13 protein-coding genes are annotated in these 17,917 nt (G+C 68.8%); 6 read left to right on the top strand and 7 right to left on the bottom strand.

The window, feature by feature from the left end:
* The first annotated feature begins 634 nt into the window (after nt 1–634).
* The gene (locus tag HWX25_RS28865) at nt 635–2,146 is read left to right on the top strand and encodes an aldehyde dehydrogenase family protein (RefSeq protein ID WP_059532606.1); all 1,512 of its coding nucleotides are present in this window, start codon (nt 635–637) and stop codon (nt 2,144–2,146) included.
* A gap of 118 nt (nt 2,147–2,264) precedes the next feature.
* Here the strand turns inward: HWX25_RS28865 and HWX25_RS28860 are convergent, their stop codons facing one another.
* On the bottom strand, nt 2,265–4,724 hold the full coding sequence (locus HWX25_RS28860) for a DUF3772 domain-containing protein (protein ID WP_175911863.1): 2,460 nt from the start codon (nt 4,722–4,724) through the stop codon (nt 2,265–2,267).
* A 420-nt stretch (nt 4,725–5,144) separates the two neighbouring features.
* Between HWX25_RS28860 and HWX25_RS28855 the strand changes: the two genes are divergently transcribed.
* Nucleotides 5,145–6,563 carry an MFS transporter gene (locus tag HWX25_RS28855; protein WP_059818543.1) on the top strand — a complete coding sequence of 473 codons (1,419 nt, stop codon included), beginning with the start codon at nt 5,145–5,147 and terminating at the stop codon, nt 6,561–6,563.
* A 269-nt stretch (nt 6,564–6,832) separates the two neighbouring features.
* Nucleotides 6,833–8,005, top strand: a complete 1,173-nt coding sequence (locus HWX25_RS28850) for a hypothetical protein (RefSeq protein WP_175911862.1) — start codon at nt 6,833–6,835, stop codon at nt 8,003–8,005.
* Between the two features lie 271 nt (nt 8,006–8,276).
* Here the strand turns inward: HWX25_RS28850 and HWX25_RS28845 are convergent, their stop codons facing one another.
* Together HWX25_RS28845 and HWX25_RS28840 are read right to left on the bottom strand one after the other, a co-directional pair.
* Complete coding sequence (locus HWX25_RS28845; RefSeq protein ID WP_175911860.1) at nt 8,277–10,475, bottom strand: transglycosylase domain-containing protein; 2,199 nt, start codon at nt 10,473–10,475, stop codon at nt 8,277–8,279.
* A 97-nt stretch (nt 10,476–10,572) separates the two neighbouring features.
* Nucleotides 10,573–12,126, bottom strand: coding sequence for a PLP-dependent aminotransferase family protein (locus tag HWX25_RS28840; RefSeq protein ID WP_175911858.1), 1,554 nt, complete (start codon nt 12,124–12,126; stop codon nt 10,573–10,575).
* Nucleotides 12,127–12,251: 125 nt separating this feature from the next.
* Here HWX25_RS28840 and HWX25_RS28835 point away from each other — a divergent pair, with 125 nt between their 5' ends.
* A complete protein-coding gene (locus HWX25_RS28835; RefSeq protein WP_059691626.1) occupies nt 12,252–12,890 on the top strand; it encodes an FMN-binding negative transcriptional regulator in 639 nt (212 codons plus the stop codon).
* A gap of 49 nt (nt 12,891–12,939) precedes the next feature.
* Here HWX25_RS28835 and HWX25_RS28830 read toward each other — a convergent pair whose 3' ends face one another.
* Nucleotides 12,940–13,521, bottom strand: a complete 582-nt coding sequence (locus tag HWX25_RS28830; RefSeq protein WP_175911856.1) for a thioredoxin family protein — start codon at nt 13,519–13,521, stop codon at nt 12,940–12,942.
* 228 nt (nt 13,522–13,749) lie between these two features.
* Here HWX25_RS28830 and HWX25_RS28825 point away from each other — a divergent pair, with 228 nt between their 5' ends.
* Both HWX25_RS28825 and HWX25_RS28820 read left to right on the top strand, forming a co-directional pair.
* Nucleotides 13,750–14,490: a response regulator gene (locus HWX25_RS28825; protein WP_059532572.1), complete on the top strand. Its 741-nt coding sequence runs from the start codon at nt 13,750–13,752 to the stop codon at nt 14,488–14,490.
* Nucleotides 14,487–15,809: an ATP-binding protein gene (locus HWX25_RS28820; protein WP_175911854.1), complete on the top strand. Its 1,323-nt coding sequence runs from the start codon at nt 14,487–14,489 to the stop codon at nt 15,807–15,809. Before HWX25_RS28825 ends, HWX25_RS28820 begins: the two co-directional genes overlap by 4 nt.
* A gap of 60 nt (nt 15,810–15,869) precedes the next feature.
* Here HWX25_RS28820 and HWX25_RS28815 read toward each other — a convergent pair whose 3' ends face one another.
* From HWX25_RS28815 to HWX25_RS28805, 3 genes are all read right to left on the bottom strand, one after another.
* Nucleotides 15,870–16,481 carry an alpha/beta fold hydrolase gene (locus tag HWX25_RS28815; RefSeq protein ID WP_175911852.1) on the bottom strand — a complete coding sequence of 204 codons (612 nt, stop codon included), beginning with the start codon at nt 16,479–16,481 and terminating at the stop codon, nt 15,870–15,872.
* A 53-nt stretch (nt 16,482–16,534) separates the two neighbouring features.
* The gene (locus HWX25_RS28810) at nt 16,535–17,269 is read right to left on the bottom strand and encodes a metallophosphoesterase family protein (RefSeq protein WP_175911851.1); all 735 of its coding nucleotides are present in this window, start codon (nt 17,267–17,269) and stop codon (nt 16,535–16,537) included.
* Nucleotides 17,270–17,366: 97 nt separating this feature from the next.
* Nucleotides 17,367–17,903 carry a GNAT family protein gene (locus HWX25_RS28805; RefSeq protein WP_175911849.1) on the bottom strand — a complete coding sequence of 179 codons (537 nt, stop codon included), beginning with the start codon at nt 17,901–17,903 and terminating at the stop codon, nt 17,367–17,369.
* Nucleotides 17,904–17,917 lie beyond the last annotated feature (14 nt).

The following is a 17,917-nucleotide window of genomic DNA, read 5'->3' as shown; positions in this document are numbered from 1 at the left end:
GTTTTTTGGTGACGAAGGGCGACGCGCCGGCGGCCGGCCGGCGGTCGGCGGCACTGCTTCGCGGGCTTGATCCGGATCCACCGGATCGACCGGATTTACCGGTGCCGCGGTGCGCGACGCGTGTCGTCTTCGTCTGTCGTCCGGCTGCCGCTGGGCGGCCGTCGGCGCGCCGGGTGCCGTGCACCTCGTCGACGCCGCCCCGATTGTGTGTGCCGGCCGCATGCGCGGCAAACGATATTTCCGCACAGGGTAATGCGGCTTTGTCATCAACTTGTGGCGCGGCGCAATCGGGTCGGGCGGCCCGGCCATCGGCCCTGGATACGTCACATGCCGGCGTCGAAACGGGCGGATCAGTCCTGCCGAGGTGTTGCGTTTTGGGAATGAAGTCGTGAGTTAATATCAATAGCGGCCCGACTTGTGGCCATCGACAATGTGTCTCATGGATCGTGCCTCGCGAGGCCGGGGCGTGCCGTCAGGCCGGGTTTCCGGCGGCGGCGCCGCGCGATGCGCCAGGCGGCGCACCGGGCCCGCCGAGCTGCGCATCCGCTTGCACAGGGCGCGCGAACGCGCTCCAATCGAATCACGCGGGCGGCGTCGCCGCCGCACCGATCAATCTGTCCCTGAAGAGGAAGTGATGCAATTCAACGACATTCTTGCTGCGCTCGACATCGATCTCGCCCAGTGGAAAGGCAATGCGCTGACCGCGCGTTCGCCGCTCGACGGCGCGACGCTCGCGACGCTGGCGGTTGACTCGCCCGCCGACGCCGAGCGCAAGATCGACGCCGCGCACGACGCATTCCTCAAGTGGCGCACGGTGCCGGCGCCGGTGCGCGGCGAGCTCGTGCGCGTGTTCGGCAACGTGCTGCGCGAGCACAAGGCCGAGCTCGGCCGCCTCGTCACGCTCGAAGCCGGCAAGATCACGTCGGAAGGGCTCGGCGAAGTGCAGGAAATGATCGACATCTGCGACTTCGCGGTCGGCCTGTCGCGTCAGCTTTACGGCCTGACCATCGCGTCCGAGCGCCCGGGCCACCGGATGATGGAAACGTGGCACCCGATCGGCGTGTGCGGCGTGATCTCGGCGTTCAACTTCCCGGTCGCGGTGTGGGCGTGGAATGCGGCGCTCGCGTTCGTGTGCGGCGATCCGGTCGTGTGGAAGCCGTCGGAAAAGACGCCGCTCACCGCGATCGCATGTCACCAGCTGCTCGCCAAGGCGCTGCGCGAATTCGACAAGACGCATCCGGGCGTCGCGCCGGAAGGCCTGAGCCAGCTCGTGCTCGGCATGCGCGACGTCGGCGAGGTGCTGACGTCGTCGAAGAAGGTGCCGGTCATCAGCGCGACCGGCAGCGTGCGGATGGGCACGGAAGTCGCGAAGGTGCTGAGCCAGCGTCTCGCGCGCGGCATCCTCGAACTTGGCGGCAACAACGGGATGATCGTCGCGCCGAGCGCCGACCTCGACCTCGTGGTGCGCGCCGTCACGTTCGCGGCGGTCGGCACGGCCGGCCAGCGTTGCACGACGCTGCGCCGCCTGATCGTGCACCGAAGCGTCGTCGACCAGCTGCTGCCGCGCATCGAGAAGGCCTATGCGTCGGTGAAGGTCGGCAACCCGCTTGAAGAAGGCACGCTGGTCGGCCCGCTGGTCGACCGTGCGTCGTTCGACGCGATGCAGAAGGCGCTGGCCGACGCACGCGAGCAGGGCGGCGAAGTGAAGGGCGGCGAGCGCATCGATGTCGGTCACGCGGATGCGTACTACGTGCGTCCGGCCATCGTACGGATGCCGAAGCAATCGGCGGTGGTCGAGCGCGAGACGTTCGCGCCGATTCTCTACGTGATGGTCTACGACGACTTCGAAGACGCGATCGACGTGCACAACGCGGTGCCGCAGGGCCTGTCGTCGGCGATCTTCACGAACGACATGCGCGAGGCCGAGCAGTTCATGTCGGCGGCGGGCAGCGATTGCGGGATCGTCAACGTGAACATCGGCACGAGCGGCGCGGAGATCGGCGGCGCGTTCGGCGGCGAGAAGGAAACGGGCGGCGGCCGCGAGTCGGGTTCGGATGCGTGGAAGGCGTACATGCGCCGTGCGACGAACACGATCAACTACAGCCGTCAGCTGCCGTTGGCGCAGGGCGTGAAGTTCGACGTGTGACGCAGCGGCCCGTCAGGGCGCGTTGACGTTCGAATGACAAGGGCCGGTTGCCGCGAAAGCGGTAACCGGCCCTTGTCGTTTTCGGCGATGCCCGATCCGCGCCCGCCCGATCACGTATTCATTCGTGCCGGGTGGATCCGTCGACTGCCGGCATGTTCTGCACGACTAGCATCTGCGGTGTCGACAGCGTGATCTGCGACGCCCGCAACTGCTTCAGGATCTCGAACAGCAGGTCGCTCTTCGTCGCGCTCGCGATCCGCGGGCTCGCCACGTAGCCCGTGACGCTCAGCGTGATCCCGTCCGGCGCCAGCTGGCTGAACGTGACCGACGGCGCCGGCTTGTCGAGAATCGCTGGATGCTCGCGATATGCGTCGAGCAGCAGGTCGCGCACCTGCTCGGGGTCGGTGTTCAGCGGGAACGTCAGCATCAGCGTCGCGACGCCCTGCGTGCTGTTGCCCATCGTCACGTTGCGCACGTTCTGCGAGATCAGCTGCGAGTTCGGCACGATCACGGTCGAGCGGTCGCTGAGCTGGATCTCGGTCGCGCGCACGTTGATGCGGCGGATGTCGCCTTCGACGCCCGCGATGCTGACCATGTCGCCCACCTTCACCGGCCGCTCGGTCAACAGGATCAGTCCCGACACGAAGTTCTTCACGATCTCCTGCAGGCCGAAACCGATACCGACCGACAGCGCGCTGACGATCCACGCGAGGTTGCTCCACCTGACGCCGAGCAGCCCCAGCGTCATCAGCACGAGCAGCACATAGCCGACGTTGGTGAACAACGTGATCAGCGACACGCGCATTCCGGCATCCATGCCGAGTGCCGGCATGAACTCGCTGTCGAGCCAGCGCCGCACCGAGCGCAGCAGGTAGAAGCCGATCGCGAACCCGATCACCGCGTTCATGATCCGGTCGGGCATGATGTTCAGGCTCTGCAGCCGCTGGCCGCCGATCATTGCGACCGCGCTGTCGAGCAGGTCGCTCGGCGTCGTGCCGAAACCGCCCGTCAGCAACGCGATCGCCGCGACCAGCATCAGCAGGCTCGTGCCGAGACCGGACACGACGGTGTGGGCCTGGTCGAGATGCCGGTCGTCGAGCGCGAACAGGTGCTTGATCTGCTTGCCGGTCGACAGGTTCGCGGAGAACAGGCTTTCGCTCGCGTCGCGCGTCAGCTGCGTCATGATGTAGACGCTGCACAGCACGATCTCGAACCACACGAGCTCGTACGTGATGAAGCGTGCGACCGTGATGTAGCCGATCAGCAGCGCGCCGAGCGACACGACGATCGCCAGCGTGACGCCCGCATGGATCAGCCCCGCGAGCGTCGAGCGATCCTCGGGCGCCTCGCCGGATGCCGCAAGCGCGCTGCGGACGCGATTCGCGCGAAGGATCGACGCGCCGACGGTCAGCGCGACGACGAGCGAGACGATGCCGCGGCCGAACAGCGTGACGGACAGGCTGGTATCGACGATCCGGTTGATCGATTCGAGCGTGCCCGACATCAGCAGCAGCGCTGCCAGCACACCGGGGAACGGCTTCATCGCGAGCGCGACGGGATCGGCGAGCGCGGGCAGCCGCCACGACGGATGCTTCGTGCAGAGCAGCGCACGGCCGAGGCCGGCGATCAGCGCGCAGGTCACGGCGAGCTTCGCGAACTGGTCCCACAGATCGGTCATCGACGACGTGAGCTCGGCGTGGCGGGCGAGCGCGAGATAGAGGATCTGGACGGCGACCGCGGTCGCGAGTAGCGTCGAGAACGCCGTCGCCAGCGCCAGCGCACTGCGGCGCAGCCGCGTGGGCGGCAGGCGGTTCAGGCAGAACCACGCAAGCCCGCGTTCGACGATGCGGCGGCCGCCGAGCCAGGCCGCGAGCGCGGCGATCACCAGCAGCGTGGTGAGCGCGCGCTGGCCGGGTGTCCAGGACGAACGCAGCATGTCGCGCAGTTCGTCGTTGAAATCGTCGAGCCGCTGGACGTCGTCCGGCGACAGATGGAACAGCGGCAGCCAGAACTGCGCGCCGAAGATGCTGCCGGAACGGAACGCAAGCTGGTTTTTCAGCAAGCTGCGGTGCAGCTTCGAGAACTGGTCGTTCAGGTTCGCGAGGTTGGTCTTCTGGTCGGCGGCCTGCTTCAGCGCCGCGTCGATCTGCGCCTTGCGCGCGTTCAGCGCCGCCCGCTGCTGTGCGACGGCGGGGGTTTCGGGCGACGCGCCCGGGGCCGGCGGCGGGCCGAGCACGTCGAGCTGCGCCTGGACCTGCGTGCGCTGTGGCGCGAGCTGGCTCTGCAGCTTGTCGACGTCGGCGCTCAGTTCTTGGGTCGCGTCGCCGAGTTCGTCGAGCTCCTTGCTGTTGGTCGCGTTCGACGTCTGCTGCTTGATGCGGTCCTGCTGCACCTGCATCTGCTTGAGCTGCGCAACGGCGTCGCCGAGCGAAATCGTCGGCACGGGGACGCCGACGCCGCTCGCGCCCGGTGCGGACGCGGCCGTCGGAAATGCCGACGCGGTCGCGATCACCGCGAACTGCAGCAGTGCGAACAGCGCGATCCGGCGTGCGTACGTGGATAGTCGTTGTATGGACATGGAATGCTTACGTTTTGCCGACAATGGCGGGCGCCGCAAGGCGCCCGGAAGCCGGGAGTTGGCCCGGTAGCATGTTACCGGGGCATGGCGGCCGCGGCGCTGCCGATCGTGCATCTTGCCTGGCGCGTACCGTGATGCCCGCGCGGGCATGCGATGGCCCCGCGAGCCCTTGCCGGCGGGGCCGTGACGGGTTGCGTTCGCAGTCCGGCAGCGAAACGTCGCGACACCGGCGAACCTTACAGATCCGACAGACGGTTACGCAATTTACACAATACCCGGCGCGAAAGTGGGGTGTCCGAACCGGTTCGCCACGCCGCGCGGCCCGCGCGGCGTGCCGGTACAATGCAGCGAATCGCCCGACGGCGGCCCGCTGGCCGCCGGACAACAAAACACACGACACGATCAGGAGACACGACCAAGATGGTCTCAACGGACAGCTTTCCGCAGGCAGCCGCCTCGTCCTCTTCCATCGACGCCGGCTCGATTTCGGCCCGCCTCGATCGCCTGCCGCCGACCCGCAGCGTCTGGAAGCTCGTCGTGCTGCTGAGCCTCGGCTTCTTCTTCGAACTCTACGATCTGCTGTACAGCGGTTACGTCGCGCCGGGCCTCGTGAAAAGCGGGATCCTGTCCGCGACGACGCACGGCCTGTTCGGCACCACGGGCGTCGCGAGCTTCATCGCCGCGCTGTTCTCCGGCCTCTTCATCGGCACGATCGCATGCGGCTTCCTTGCGGACCGCTTCGGCCGCCGCGCGATCTTCACGTGGTCGCTGTTGTGGTACACGGCCGCCAACGTCGTGATGGCGTTCCAGGACACGGCGGGCGGCTTGAACTTCTGGCGCTTCGTCGTCGGTCTCGGCCTCGGCGTCGAGATGGTGACGATCGGCACGTACATCTCCGAACTCGTGCCGAAGCAGATCCGCGGCCGCGCGTTCGCGTGCGAGCAGGCGGTCGGGTTCGTCGCGGTGCCGGTGGTCGCGTTCCTCGCGTATCTGCTCGTGCCGCACGCACCGCTCGGCCTCGACGGCTGGCGCTGGGTCGTGCTGATCGGCGCGCACGGCGCGCTGTTCGTGTGGTGGATTCGCCGCGAGTTGCCCGAGAGCCCGCGCTGGCTCGCGCAGCAGGGGCGCGTCGACGAAGCCGATCGCATCATGCGCGCGCTCGAGGCGAAGGTCGAAGCCGAATATGGCCGGCCGCTGCCGCCGCCCGCGCCGGCCGAGCCGGTGCCGCCGCGCGGCAGCTTCCGCGACATGTGGGTGCCGCCGTATCGCAGCCGCACGATCATGATGACGATCTTCAACGTGTTCCAGACGGTCGGTTTCTACGGCTTCGCGAACTGGGTGCCGACGCTGCTGATCAAGCAGGGCATCACGATCACGTCGAGCCTCATGTATTCGAGCGTGATCGCGCTCGCGGCGCCGCTCGGCCCGCTGATCGGCCTCGTGATCGCCGACCGCTTCGAGCGCAAGTCGGTGATCGTCGCGATGGCGGCGGCGATCGTCGTCTGCGGGCTGCTGTTCAGCCAGACGACGGCGGGCGCATTCCTGATCGTGCTCGGCATCGGCCTCACGCTCGCGAGCAACATCATGTCGTACAGCTTCCACGCATATCAGGCCGAGCTGTTCCCGACGTCGATCCGCGCGCGCGCGGTGGGCTTCGTCTACTCATGGAGCCGCTTCTCGGCGATCTTCTCGTCGTTCGTGATCGCGGCCGTGCTGAAGGGCTTCGGCACGTTCGGCGTGTTCGCGTTCATTGCCGGCGCGATGGTGATCGTGATGGCCGCGATCGGGTTCATGGGGCCGCGTACCAAAGGCATCGCGCTCGAAACCATTTCGAAGTAGACGCCGGCTGCGCACTCGCGTGTCGCGTGCGGCACGCGGGTGACAAGCACGCGGCAACGAGTTGAAACAAAGCGTGACGAAGCGCAACACCGCCGCGAAACCGGGGGTTCGGCCCTGCCGATTCGTGTCCGCGCGGGTAGAATGAAAGACCTGACGACTCATTAGCCGCCATTGGACCGAACGCGTTGTGCTGCGAACGACTCCACCGCGAAGAGGCGTCGGCGCCGGGCACATGCGTGCCGCAGGCGTGTCGATGGCTCGCGCGGGAGATGCGCCGTTCGCCACGTGCGATGGCCGGATCGGCCGATGGCTTCGATCGCATGATGCTCTCCGACCTGACGCGGCAGTTATCCAGGCCGCGTTGCCGTACTCTCGCGGTCGCCACGTATGTGTGGCTCGCGGCCGCTGTCCCGATCTCCGTTCTTGTCGCGCGGCCGGCCTTTGCCGCGTCCGACGTGCCGTCGGCCACTGCTACGTCTTCCTCATCAACTGCTTCGGCCGCGCATCCGGCTTCGCCGGCACATGTGTCGTCGGAAGCAGCGCCGGCATCCGCCGCGTCCGCGGCCTCTCCTGCATCGGCAGCATCCGCCACACCGGCAAGCGAAGCCGAAGCACCCGCACCGACGCCGCCGCGCCGGCACCCGCCGCTGTCGGCCGAGGAGGCGAGGAACGCAACCGCGCGCGCGATCGACATGCGCAAGCGCTTCACGCAGGAAGTCACGCGGCGCCTGAACGTGCCCGCGAGCGAGCAGCGCGCGTATGGCGATCGCCTTCAGAATGCGCTCGCCGATGCGGATCTCGGTGACCTGGCCGGTGAATACGTTGCGCTCGTCGACCGTGCGCCGAACGTTCAGGCGCTGTTCATCTACTTCCGCGCGACATCGTCCAATGCGTGGTTGATGATCGGTGCGTCGCCGGTCGGCACCGGCTGGCCCGGCAAATACGATCACTTCCTGACGCCGCTCGGCGTGTTCCACCACTCGCCCGACAACATGGATTTCCGCGCGGAAGGCACGACGAACGACAACGGCATTCGCGGCTACGGCAAGCGCGACATGCGCATCTATGACTTCGGCTGGGTGGACGGCGAGCGGGGGTGGGGCAAGGGCGGCAAGTCGCCGATGCGCTTCCAGATGCACGCGACCGACCCCGATCGCCTCGAACCGCTGCTCGGCATCCGGCATTCGAAAGGCTGCGTGCGGATTCCTGCGTCGCTGAATACGTTTCTCGACACGCACGGCATCCTCGACGACGACTATCAGGCGCGCGTCGAGGCGGGTAAGTCGTTGTGGGTGTTGCGCCGCGATCGCGACATCACGCCGATCGCCGGCCGCTACCTGGCCGTGATCGACAGCGCACGCAAGACGCGTCCGGCATGGTCGCCGGCGCCGGGGCGCAACGCATGGTCGAAGCTGCCGAAGAACGGCGACACGGCGGACTGACAACAGCCGGTCCGACGAAGGCGATACGGCGGGTGCGCCCGTTCGATGCACTGGCCGCGACGTTCGCGGCGGCCTGAGCGCGTTGTCGGCCGTATCCGCCGGCCCGCGCATCGTTCGGGGCCTGACGCAGGTCGCCCGCGAAATCGTACGGCGTGCAGTCGCGGAACGCGAAACGCCGCGCGCCGGCGACGCGCTCGAACGCGTCGAGGATGCGCGGTGCGTGCCGGGATCGCTTCCTCAAGGATGACGAAGCGTCATTGTCGAGCAGTGCTCAGCGGAAGATTTTCAGCCAGTCGAACAGGCCGGGGTGCGGATGTCGCTTCGGCACCGGTGCCGGCGCACTGCGCGGCCGAAAATCGGGCGAAAACTGCGCACGCGGATCGATCGCGCGCGCACGCAACGCCGCATCGTAGAACGAGCCGACGATCGGCAGCGCGCTGTGTGCGCCCGCGCCCCAGTAGTCGCTGCGCAGCGTCACGCTACCGTCGTCGAAGCCGACCCATGCACCGGCCACCAGTTGCGGATGCATCAGGATGAACCAGCCGTCCGTGTTGTCCTGCGTCGTGCCGGTCTTGCCCGCGACGTCGACGCGAATCCCGTAGCGCGAGCGGATGTCGGCGCCGGTCCCGTAATCGACGACGCCGCGCATCACGTCAACCAGCGTCTGTGCCGCGGCCACCGGCAGCGCGCGTTCGGGCGGCGCGCTGCCGAACGCAGCGAGCACCTTGCCGTCGCGGTCCTCGATGCGCGTGATCATTTGCGGCGCGACGTACACGCCGCGGTTCGCGATCGTCCCGTACGCGGACACCATTTCCTTCAGCGTGACGGGGCTCGTGCCAAGCGCGAGCGACGGCACCGCGTCGAGCGCGCTGTCGCGCACGCCCATCGCGCGCGCGAGCTGCGCGACCCTGGCCGCGCCTTCGCGCTGCATCACCTGCGCGGTGATCCGATTGCGCGATAGCGCAAGCGCGTCGCGCAACGTCATCGGCGCGTCCGTCGGCGGCTCGGCATCGGTCGGGTGCCACACCGCGTGCGCGCCGATCGGGATCGCGACGGGGCGATCGACGAAGGTATCGCCCGGCCGCATGCCGTCCGCGAACGCGGCGCCATAGACGAACGGCTTGAACGTCGAGCCCGGCTGGCGCCGCGCCTGCACGACGTGATCGAACGGCTCGCTGCCGAAATCGGGGCTGCCGACCCACGCGCGAATCGCGCCGTTGCGCGGATCGATCGCGACGAAGCCAGCCTGCACCTGCGTTTTGCGCTCGCACAACGCGCGGATGAACGTGCGATTCGCGCCGAGCTGCTTCAGCGCCGCCGCATCGGCGAGCCCCGCGTCGCGCGCGGCGCGATAGTCGGGCGTCTGCCGGATGAAGCCGCGGAACAGGTCGTTGCGCAGCCCGCAGCCGGACGGGTTGTGCCATGCGTCATCGGCGATCGCCTGCAGGCGATCGGTCTGCTGCGTCAGCGCTTGCGTCGCCATGTCCTGCAGTTGCGCATCGAGCGTCGTGCGCACGACGAGGCCGTCGGCGTAAAGATCGTAGTTGTTGCGGTCGGCCCATGCGATCAGCCACTTGCGCAGCTGCACCGCGAAGTGCGGGGCGGGGCCGGGCTGCGCGGTCTGCGGCTCGAAGTCGACGCGCAGCGGCCGGCGCTGCAACTGCGCGAGCTGCCGCGGCGACAGCATGCCCATCGCCGCCATCCGGGCGAGCACGATGTTGCGGCGCTGTTCCGCGCGCTCGGGGTTCAGCACCGGGTTGTAATAGCTGTTGCCCTTGAGCATCCCGACGAGCGTCGCGCTTTCGACGATGTCGAGCTGGTCCGCCGACTTGCCGAAATAGGTGCGCGCGGCCATCTCGACGCCGTACGCGTTGTACAGGAACGGCACCGTGTTCAGGTAGGTCTCGAGAATCTCGTCCTTGCTGTACACCGTCTCGATCTTGAACGCGGTGATCAGCTCCTTCACCTTGCGCGTGAGCGTCGGCGCGCGGCCGACTTCGTCCGGATACAGGTTACGCGCGAGCTGCTGCGTGATCGTCGAGCCGCCCTGGCGGCTTCCCGAGAACGTGTGCAGCCCGGCCGCGAGCGTGCGGCGCCAGTCGATGCCGTGATGCGCGTAGAAGCGGTGGTCCTCGGTCGCGATCAGCGCGTCGACCATGTGCGGCGAGATCTGCTTGAGCGGCACCCATTCGCGATTGACGGGCCGGAATTCGGCGATCAGCTGACCGTCGGCCGACAGCACGCGCGCGGGGCGGTCGATGCGCGCCTTGCGGATGTCGCCGATGCTCGGCGTAAACGGGACGAACGCGAGCAGGACCAGCAGGCCGAGCACCGGTATCGCGGCGAGCGTCAGCGCGACACCGCGGCGCGTCGGATGGCGCAGGCGATGCCAAGCGCCGGCGCCCAGCACGCGGGCACCGGTGCGGCAGCGAAGCCACAGGTCACGAAGAAACGGCACGAAGCGATTCACGACGGCAGGAGCGCGAGCGGAAAAGGCGCGATCCTAGCAAACCGCGCACCGTTGCCGGCGGTCAAACAGCCCGTTTTCTTGCAGGATTTACAGACGATTACGTTTGTTTCCCGCGGACAACCTTTGGTCGTCCGCGCCGCCGCGATTCGTCCGATGAAACGGTGCCGGCCGCTTCGCCGACCACATCCGCGAGCCGCTGCGCGGCCGCTTCCATCCGCGCGCGATCGAACCCGCCGAAGCCGAGCACGAGGCCCGGACGCGCGGTGCCCGGCGCGAACATCGGCGACACCGCGCGCACCGCGACGCCCGCCTGCGCGGCACGCGCCACCACGTCGAGATCGTCGATCCCTTCCGCGAGCCATAGCACGACGTGCATCCCCTGATCGCCCGGCTGCACCCACGCGCGCTCGCGCGGCAGCCGCGCGCCGAGCGTGTCGATCAGCAACGCACGCTGTTCCGCGTAGACGCCGCGCACCCGGCGAATGTGGCGGTCGAGATGCCCTTCCGCGATGAAGGCGGCGAGCACGTGCTGATCGGCGGTCGGCGCGTGCCGATCCATTAGCGCGCGCGCACCGCAGAACGCGGGCACGAGGTCGTCGTGCGCGATCACGTAGCCGAGCCGCAGCGACGGGAACAGGATCTTGCTGAACGTGCCGAGATAGATCACGTGTTCCGGATCCAGACCTTGCAGCGACGGAAACGGATAGCCTTCGTAGCGCAGCTCGCTGTCGTAATCGTCCTCGACCACCCACGCGCGATGCGCGCGCGCCCAGCCGAGCAGCGCGTTGCGTCGCGCCATGCTCATCGGCATCCCGAGCGGGTACTGATGCGACGGCGTGACGAACGCCGCGCGTGCGTTCGGCGCGAGACGGATGCCGGCGTCGACGTCGATGCCGTCCGCGTCGACCGGCACGCGGACCATCGCGTCGCTCCGGCCGGTGCTCTCGAGCAGCGCGGTGATGCCGCGATAGGCGGGATTCTCGACCCACGCGCGATCGTTCGGGCCGAGCAGGACCTGGCTCGCGAGGTGCAGCCCCTGCTGCGTGCCGCTCGTGATCACGACCTGATCGGCGCTGCAGCGCACCGAGCGCGAGCGGCGCACGTAATCGGCGATCGCTTCGCGCAGCGGCCGCGCGCCTTGCGGATCCGCGTAACCGGACGGCGCACCGGCGCCGCGGGCGCGCAGGCGGTTACCGAGCCGGCGCCAGATGTCGTCGGGCGCGGTGAGCCCAACCGGCACCGAGATCGCGAACGGCACGGCCGGCAACGGCCGGAATTCGCGGGCGATCCGCGCGAACGTCGCGGCCGGTTCGGGCAGCCCGGCGGGTGCGGCACGCCGCCGGGCGGCGGGCGGTTCACCGGCCGGCGGAGCGGGCTCGGCCAGCGCGTTCGCGACCCGCGTGCCGGCGCCGCCGCGCGACTCCAGGAAGCCTTCGGCGACGAGCTGCGCATACGCATCGACGACGGTGCCGCGCGCGACCTGGAGCGACGTCGCGAGCAGCCGCGTGGACGGCAGCGTGTCGCCGGGCCGCATGTCGCCGCGCCGCACCGCGTCCCGCAACGCCTGCGCGAGCTGGCGGCTCAGGTCGCCGGCCGCGCGGTCGAGCACGCCGAGCGACGGGATTTCGGCGATCCGGGCGGTTCTGGCCATGATTCTGGTCTGCTGAAATTGTTCGAAACCGGCTCTACAGCATAAACCAGTTAGCGATCACAATCTGCGCATGACGGGCCGGTTGCGCCTGTTCCGTCCGAACCCTTTTCGACCGTGGAGCCGCCATGTATGTCCCTGCCGATTTCGCCGAATCCCGCCCCGACGCGCTGCGCGAATTGATCGTCGATCATCCGTTCGGCAGCCTGGTCACGCACGGGAAGGGCGGGCTCGACGCGAACCACCTCCCGTTCGAATTGCTGCCGGGCGACGGCGGCCTCGGCGAGCTGCATGCGCACGTCGCGCGCGCGAATCCGGTCTGGCAGGAGGTCGCGAACGGCGACGAGGTGCTCGTGATCTTCCGCGCCGGCGACGCGTACATCTCGCCGAACTGGTACCCGAGCAAACACGCGGCGCATCGACAGGTGCCGACGTGGAACTACGTGGTCGTGCATGCATACGGCCGCATCACGGTGCGCGACGACGAGAAGTTCGTGCGCGGCGTGGTCGCGCGGCTGACGCGCACGCACGAGGCGTCGCAGCCGGCGCCGTGGAAGATGACCGACGCGCCGAAGGATTATCTCGACACGATGCTGCAGTCGATCGTCGGGCTGCAGATCGAGATCACGCGGCTCGTCGGCAAGCGCAAGCTCGGGCAGAACAAGGCGGTCGACGATATTCGCGGCGCGGGCGACGCGCTGATCGCGGACGGGAATCTCGCGATCGGGGAGGCGATGCTGGCGGAGGCGGATGCGAAGCGGAAGTAAGTCGCGGTGAATCGCACGGGGGCGCATGCCGCGCCCCGGCCGGCGCACGCTACTGCGTACGCGTCGCGCCCTTGGCCGCTTCCCCCGCCTGCGCCAGCGCCCCCCGAATCGCCGCTTCCGTCTTGTCATACCCGCCCTCGCCGTACCGCGTATAGACCACTTTCCCGTTTGCGTCGATCAGGTACAGCGCGGGCCAGTACTGGTTCCCGTACGCACGCCACGTGTCGTAGCGGTTGTCCTGCGCGACCGGATACTGGATGCCGAAGCGCTTGACCGCGTCGGCGACGTTCTTCGCGTCGCGTTCGAACGGATACTCGGGCGTATGCACGCCGACCACGACGAGCCCCTGGTCGCGATACTTCCGGTACCAGTCGTTCACGTACGGAATCGTATGGATGCAGTTGATGCACGAGTACGTCCAGAAATCGACCAGCACGACCTTGCCGCGCAACTGGTCGAGCTTGAGCGGCGCGCTGTTGTGCCAGCGCTCGATGCCGGTGAAGTCGGGCGCCGGCGTGCCGGCCAGCGAGGCGGTCATGCCCGCGTCGTCGCGGGTGCCGGCGAATGCGGCGAGCCCGGCCGTGGCGGCGAGGGCGATCACGAGGGCGGCGGTCCTGAATCTGGGCAGCATGGCGGTTCTCCGGTTCGGCCGGCCGTCGCGCGAGTGCGCGGGCCGGACAGGTTTCGACAGCCTTCATTGGGCCGCGCCGACGTATCTGCGGTGTGTCCGGCAAGCCGCGCGTGTGCAATGTTGTGTGTCGTCATGGCGGCGCGATACATTGGGATACAAACGCGCGCCCGCGGTGCGGTATAAAAGCGGACATCACCAGCCGGAACATCACGCCAACGACATCGACTCATGGACAAGATCGACCACGTACTGATCGTCGACGACGATCGCGCGATCCGCGAACTGATCGCGGACTATCTGGAGAAGAACGGCATGCGCGTGTCGCTCGCCGCGAACGGCCGCGAGATGCGCAACGCGCTCGACGACGGCGCGCCCGACCTGATCGTGCTCGATCTGATGATGCCCGGCGAGGACGGCCTCACGCTGTGCCGCGACCTGCGCGCGGGCAAGTTCCGGACGGTGCCGGTGCTGATGCTGACCGCGCGCGGCGAGGAAACCGACCGCATCATCGGCCTCGAGATGGGCGCCGACGACTATCTCGCGAAGCCGTTCGCGGTGCGCGAACTGCTCGCGCGGATCCGCTCCGTGCTGCGCCGCGCGCGCATGCTGCCGCCCGGCATGCAGGTGACGGAGACGGCCGCGATGCTCGCGTTCGGCGAATGGCGGCTCGATACGACGGGGCGTCACCTGCTCGACACCGAAGGCACGCTGGTCGCGTTGAGCGGCGCCGAGTACCGGCTGCTGCGGGTGTTCCTCGACAATCCGCAGCGCGTGCTGACGCGCGACCAGTTGCTCAACCTCACGCAGGGCCGGCAGTCCGATCCGTTCGACCGGTCGATCGACCTGCTCGTGAGCCGGCTGCGGCAGCGTCTGCGCGACGGCGCGCGCGAGCCGCGCTACATCAAGACGCTGCGCAACGAGGGCTACGTGTTCTCGTCGGCGGTGACCGCGGTCGAAGGCGACGCATGAACACGCGCACCCTGTGGCACTGGCCGCGCTCGCTGTTCGCGCGGCTCGCGCTGATCCTGTGCGTGGGCCTCGCGCTCGCGCAGACGCTGTCGTTCTGGCTCACCGTGACCGAGCGCGACCAGGCGACCACCAACCTGATGATGGGCTACATCGAGCGCGAGGTCGCGAGTTCGGTCGCGCTGCTCGACCACCTGCCGCCCGATCAGCGCGCCGCGTGGCTGCCGCGTCTCGCGCGGCGCAGCTACGCGTTCATCCTCGGGCCGGGCGAGACGGGCACGCCGCCGGAGGCGCGGCTCTCGGCGCGCGTCGAGCGTTCGATCTCGGACGGCATCGGCGGCGATTACCCGCTGACCGCGAACGCGCTCCCCGGCGATCGCGAGCATCTGCAAGTGCATCTGCGCCTGACCGACGGCTCGCCGCTGACGATCGACATCCATCCGATGTCGACGGTGCCCCTGTCGGGCTGGCTGCCGGTCGTGCTCGCGCTGCAGCTCGCGGTGCTCGCCGCATGCTGCTGGCTCGCGGTGCGGCTCGCGACGCGGCCGCTGAAGCAGCTCGCGCAGGCGGCCGACGCGCTCGGCCCCGACCTGAAGGGCGAACGCTTGAACGAGGACGGCCCGTCCGAAGTCGCGCGCGCGGCCCGCGCGTTCAACGCGATGCAGGACCGCATCGCGCAGTACATGGCCGAGCGCATGCAGATCCTCGCGTCGATCTCGCACGATTTGCAGACGCCGATCACGCGGATGCGGCTGCGCGTCGACGTGATGGACGACGACGCGCAGGGCGCGAAGCTGCGCCAAGACCTGCTCGAGATGGAGCATCTGGTGAAGGAAGGCGTCGCGTATGCGCGCACGCTGCACGGCACGGAAGAGGCCGCGCGCCGCATCGATCTCGACGCGCTGCTCGACAGCATCGTGTGCGACTACACGGATGCGGGGCAGGACGTCGCGCTGCACAGCGGCGGGCCGCTCGCGCTCGTCACGCGGCCGAAGGCGCTGCGCCGGATCGTCGGCAACCTCGTCGACAACGCGCTGAAGTTCGCGGGCGCGGCCGAGATCGACGTGCAGGCGGCACCGGACGGCGGCGCGGTCATCGCGGTGCGCGATCGCGGGCCCGGCATTCCGGACGATCAGCTCGACGCGGTGTTCGAACCGTTCCGGCGCGTGGAGACGTCGCGCAACCGCGAGACGGGCGGCACGGGGCTCGGCCTCGCGATCGCGCGTCAGCTCGCGCTCGCGATGGGCGGCACGCTGACGTTGCGCAACCGGCCGGACGGCGGCGGGCTCGAAGCGCGGTTGACGCTGGCGAACGCTGCGTAATGGGACGGCGCGTGATGCGGCGTCAAGGGCATTGCGGGCTGCGAGTCGAAGCGGCCCGCGTCACACGCGCTGCAAATGCGCGTCGACAAGCGGTGCAAGCGTATCCGCATGCACCGCCGCGAGATCGTGGTGGCCGCCCGGCACCACATGCAGCTGCGCATCGGGCAGCCGTTCGAGCAGGCGCCGGCCGGCCGCGACCGGACTGATCGGATCGTCGTCACCCCACAGCAGGAGCGTCGGCTGTGCGATGCGGCCGAGGTCATGCGACAGGTCCGCGCGAAACGTCAGGAACCAGTCGGGCAACTGCGGGTTCGCTTCCGCGAAGCCGGCGCGCCAGTCGTGCGCGCCGAGCCCCTGCATGTCGAGGCCGCCGGACGTGACCGTCAGCACCAGATGCGTGACGAGCGGCGCACGTTCGAGCGCCGCGCGCATCGCGATCACGCCGCCCATCGATTGCGCGATCACGGCGGTCGGCCGGTCGATCGCGGTCAGCACATGGCGCACGAGGCCGTCGAAGTCGTCGACGGCCGGATCGCGCGGCGTGTCGCCGAAGCCCGGATAGGCGACGATCCGTCGCGCGGCCGGATGCGCGAGGCGGCTCGCGAGCGGTTGCCAGAACGCGGTGCTGCCCGACGCACCGGGCAGGAAAAGCAGTTGCGATGGAACGGGCATGACGGGTTGGTTTTCCGGGGAGCGAAGCGGGTTGAACGAGGCGTGACGCTGCGTCAGCACCGGCCGGTGCGCAGCGCGACGGTCCAGTCGTCGCGGCCGCGCGATGCCGCGGTGGCGGCGGCCGTATGCCAGTCGTATTCGACCGCATGGAACTCGGCGTGCCAGCCGGCCGGCGTGCGCGACACCATCGCATAGCGCGCATGTGGCGAACCGGTTTCGATCCGGTGCGGATGCGGAAGATCGTCCATGTAAGCCTGCAGCCCGACGCTGCCCGGGTTGACGATCACACGCCCGTCGTCGAGCTTCGCGATGCGCGGCACATGCGTGTGGCCGCACAGGATCAGCGACGCCGGCGCGTCGCCCGCGCGCTGCGCGATTTCATCGGGCGTCGCCGCGCGGCAGCCGTCGGGCGTCACCGTTTCAAGGAAATAGACGAGATCGCTGGCGGGCGTGCCGTGCACCATCAGCACGTCGTCGCCGAGCGTCAGGCGCTCGGGCAGCGCGGCGATCCACGCGCGATGGTCGTCGCGCAGCGTGTCGTGCGCCCAGCGATCGGACAGCCGCATCGCGTCGCGATCGCCGGTGAGCAGTTGCCGTTCGTGGTTGCCCTTGATGGTCGGCAGCTCGAGCGCGATCAGGCGGTCGGCCGTGTCGGCGGGATGGAGTGCGCCCGACACGATGTCGCCGAGGTTGACGATCACGTCGGCGCCGCGGCGGCGCACGTCGTCGAGCACCGCGTCGAGCGCGGCGAGGTTGCCGTGGATGTCGGACAGCGCGGCGATTTTCATGATGAGCAAGTCGAGGCGAGGAACGGCGATTGTCGCGAATTCGACGCGGATCGTCCAATCGCACCGATGGCGGGACACGCGCGACGCGCGGCGAGTTTCAGTCGGTCGCGATGCGCGCGTACATCGCGAAATCGCCCGGTACGCCGCGCACCATCCGGTACGCGCGCAACAATCCTTCGTAGCGGTAGCCGCATTTCTGCAGGACGCGCACGGAGCCGGAGTTGCTGGTCAGCACGACGCCCTGGATGCGCATGAAGCCACCTTCGGCGAACGCCCACGCGGTGACGCTCGCGCACAGCGCGCTCGCGATGCCGCGCCCCCAGTGCGACGGCGCGAGGTCGTACGCGATCTCGGCCGAGCGGTTCGCGGTGGATACCGTATGCAGTCCGATTGTCCCCGCGAGTGCGCCGGACGCATCGTCGACGATCGCGAGACGGCGGATCGAATCCGGATGAGTCGACTCGATGCCGTCGAACAGCGGCAGCAGATCGTCGCGCGCATGCAGGTTCCAGCTCGTGTGGCGGACGACGTCGTGTTTCGACAGGTACGCGTACCACGCGTCGAGATCCGCGCGGTCGAGCTGCCGGAGCGACAGGCCGGGGAAACCGGAGCGGGGCGGCGCGGCGATCCTCATCGCGCACCCGCCAC

Origin of the sequence: Burkholderia sp. BCC1640, from assembly GCF_902833125.1 — a bacterium.
GTDB lineage: Bacteria > Pseudomonadota > Gammaproteobacteria > Burkholderiales > Burkholderiaceae > Burkholderia > Burkholderia diffusa.
This window is presented reverse-complemented; position numbering and strand designations above follow the sequence as displayed.